Annotated in this window: 2 protein-coding genes; one reads left to right on the forward strand and one right to left on the reverse strand. The window is 59.1% G+C overall.

What is annotated here, in order from left to right; genetic code table 11:
- Positions 1-2,502 (forward strand): ATP-binding protein (locus CFR71_RS15360; protein ID WP_110532179.1); only part of this gene is annotated, 2,502 nt, incomplete at its 5' end.
- A 167-nt stretch (positions 2,503-2,669) separates the two neighbouring features.
- On the opposite strand, the gene CFR71_RS15365 is transcribed toward CFR71_RS15360, so the two are convergent.
- Positions 2,670-3,032 carry a HipA N-terminal domain-containing protein gene (locus CFR71_RS15365; protein WP_110532181.1) on the reverse strand — a complete coding sequence of 121 codons (363 nt, stop codon included), beginning with the start codon at positions 3,030-3,032 and terminating at the stop codon, positions 2,670-2,672.
- Between the last annotated feature and the right edge of the window lie 162 nt (positions 3,033-3,194).

Genomic DNA, 3,194 nt, shown 5'->3' on the forward strand with positions numbered 1-3,194 from the left:
GCCTTGCAGGGGTTCGACATTTCCTGCGAATTCCTCGGTCCACATCAGGCATTGCAGGTCGCGCGCGAAGCGACCTATCGTGAAACGGCGGGCTCCGCCTGGAAACCGATCCTGCTGGGTGACCGGGTCATGCCACGGCTTCCCGACGATCTGGATGACCCGCAGCCACATCCGCAGGGCCTGCTCTGGCCAGCGATCCGGGACCAGATCTTCAATGCCGACGCCGAAACGAAAGGCGGGCAGCTCGTGACCGTGGGGGATTATACATACGCCCCGGTCGACATGACGATTGGCCCAGAGGATCCGCGCCCGTTCTCCGAACTCTCCAGCGTGCTTGGCCGCAAGAGACTGCCATGGCGCAGCGCCATGATCCTGGAGGGCGGTGGCCGCGCCGCCTTCGGCTTCAAGGAAGCCGGAGCCGGGTTTCTGGCGATGTTCCCCGGAAATAGCGACATTCGACGGGCGTTTGCCGCACTCAAGCTCGAGCGCCAGAAAAACAACCATAATTCCGTGCGGATGCGCATGACCGCCACAACCTGGGCTCCGGTTGGAGCAGAGGCGAAGCTGCGACGGCAGGCGTCGGACCTCTCCCAGGCGATTGATGCGTGGGGCAACAGCAAGACAACGCGGATTTCGGGCGATCCGCTGGAAGCGGCCATGGGTTCTGTCCCTGCCCTGGCGCTCGGTTCGACTGCGACCTCATCGCTCGCTCTTGTCGGTGACGCGTTCTCCATGATGCCGTGGGCACGCAGTGCGTCACCGTGGCAGAGGGGATCCATTCTCTTCCGCAAACCCGATGGTTCAATCTGGCCCTATGATCCGACCGGGGGCGGGCTACGCCCATCTGTCGTAGACATTATCGTAGCCCCGCCTGGCGGCGGAAAATCCGTTCTGGCCAATACCATTCTGCTGGGCTTGATCCTCAGCAGCGCCGCGATCAGCAGCCACGGCACGAAGCTCCCCTATATCGGCAAGCTCGATATAGGGCCGTCCTCGCGCGGACTGATCGAGATGCTGCGCAACGCGCTTGGCCCCGAACGCCCGCACGAGGCGGTTTACGTCAAGATGCAGGCAATCCCGGGCTTCGAAGTCAATGTCTTCGATACCCAGGTCGGGCTGGAATATCCCCTGCCACTCGAGCGCGTCTTCCTGCAGAATTTCATCTCGCTCCTTGCCACGCCGCTGGATGGCAGGCCGTGGGAGGGCATGGACCATCTGGTAGAGGACGTGATTGATGAAGCCTACCGCCTCTGCACCGGGGTGCAGGGGGGCACGCCCAAAATCTACACTCCGGGGATCGAGCCCGACGTCGATGCCGCAATAACATCGCTGGGCATCAGCCTGCCCCACCATGCGGGAGAAGACGATCCGACATGGTGGCGGGATGTCGTCGATGCCCTTGTCAATCTCAGGGAATATCGCCTTGCAGGTTTTGCCCAGCGTCATGCCATACCGGTCCTACAGGATCTGCTGATTGCTGCCCGCAGTCCGGAAATCGAAAAACGCTATTCCAAGATCACCCTGGAAACTGGTGAAAGCCTGATCGACACGTTTGATCGCTACATCATGAACGTGATCAAGAATTTTCCCATGCTGGCGTCCCCGACAAGGCTGGATATGGGGGATGCGCGCGTGATCGTTCTCGATCTTGCCGAGGTGGCACCTTCCGGCTCTCCCGCAGCCAACCGCCAGACAGCACTCATGTATATGCTTGGCCGCCATATCCTGGCCCGGAATTTCTTTCTGCATCCCGATTATGCGGACGACCCGCATATGCCCCCATCCATGCGGGACTATCATCTCGCCCGTTTCACGGAGATGTACGAAACGACGAAACGTGTCGACTTCGATGAGTGGCACCGCACCGAACCCGCGCCCCAGGTAGACAAGCAGGCTGTGCGCGATGGCCGCGAGGGACGCAAGCACAACGTCCAGCTCGCCTTCATTTCACAGAACCATACCGATTTCAGCGAGGACCTCTACAAGATATCAACCGCCCGATGGGTCCTCAAATGCGGTGATCAGGAGACGGCGGACAGCCTTATCCGACGCTTCAAGCTGTCCGATGCCAGCGCCTATGTCATCCGCAACGCGCTGCCGGGTCCGGGAAAGAATGGTGCGCCGTTCTTCGTGGACATGTCGGCCGGAGAAGCAAAGTATGAACAGCTTCTGGTGAACGTCCTGGGGCCAATCGAACTCTGGTCTTTTTCGACGACGCCTGGAGACACGGCGCTCCGTTCGCGCCTTTACAAACGGATCCACTTTGCCCGGGCCCTGCGGATGCTTGCCACCGTATTTCCCTCGGGAACAGCAAACAGCGAGATCGAACGCAGAAAAAGCGAACGCATGACTGTTTTTGGTCTCGCGACCGATGAAGCATTTGCCGGCGTTCTGGACGAACTGGCGGACGAGATCGTAGGCGGCAGAGGCGTGGCTGCAGGACTGTACGAGACCCTGCGCGCCATTGATGAACAATCGGAACTCGAATTTACCACTGGGTAGAAAGTGACAGATATTCTCCTGACGTCCTCACAGCCTGATCATTGCGGACACAATGATGTTGACCATGCTGTTCGATCAATAGCGCGGCGGCGTCTGGCAGGATAGATTCTACAAATTTATGCGTCGTATATGGCATACTAAACGATATTATCGGTCATATCTGATTATCAGATCGTTAGCGCAATCCCGATCTGATCGTTTATGAAGGCGGCCTCATAATGACGCGCCATCGCCCCGGAAAGCCCATTGCCGTAGGCACGCTCAAGAAGCCTGCGCCCCCAACTGTCGGGCGCAGCATCAGCAAAGACACCCGCAAGGGCATCGCACACGTTCCCTGGCTGGCCAGCCGCATGAAACGGCACAGAGCCGAGGGGAAAGGTTGGCTGGATGGCAAAGGCCCGAGAATTCTCGACCCAGGCCGGATCATAAGTGAAGGTCGAAAACTGCCGTGGATCTGCCTGCGTAAAACGCAGTTGACCCACGGGGGTCAGGCTGTCGCCAAGAACGACATGGGCGCTGAAATCAGGCATCAGAACGAAGCACCGTCCATATCAATAACATCCGCTCCCCCATGCGTGGCCTTATCCTTATCCTTATCCTGCTGCCTGCGTAACGTGGTCGCAGAAGATCGGCCTCGACGAGGCTGACGCTCAGCAGCCAACGCCAGTCCCAGATCATCCTTGCGGATATCA

Origin of the sequence: Novacetimonas pomaceti, from assembly GCF_003207955.1 — a bacterium.
GTDB lineage: Bacteria > Pseudomonadota > Alphaproteobacteria > Acetobacterales > Acetobacteraceae > Novacetimonas > Novacetimonas pomaceti.

Excerpts from the sequence above, each read along its gene's own strand:
- CFR71_RS15365 (WP_110532181.1), bottom strand. The coding sequence starts at position 3,032 with ATGCCTGATTTCAGCGCCCATGTCGTTCTTGGCGACAGCCTGACCCCC.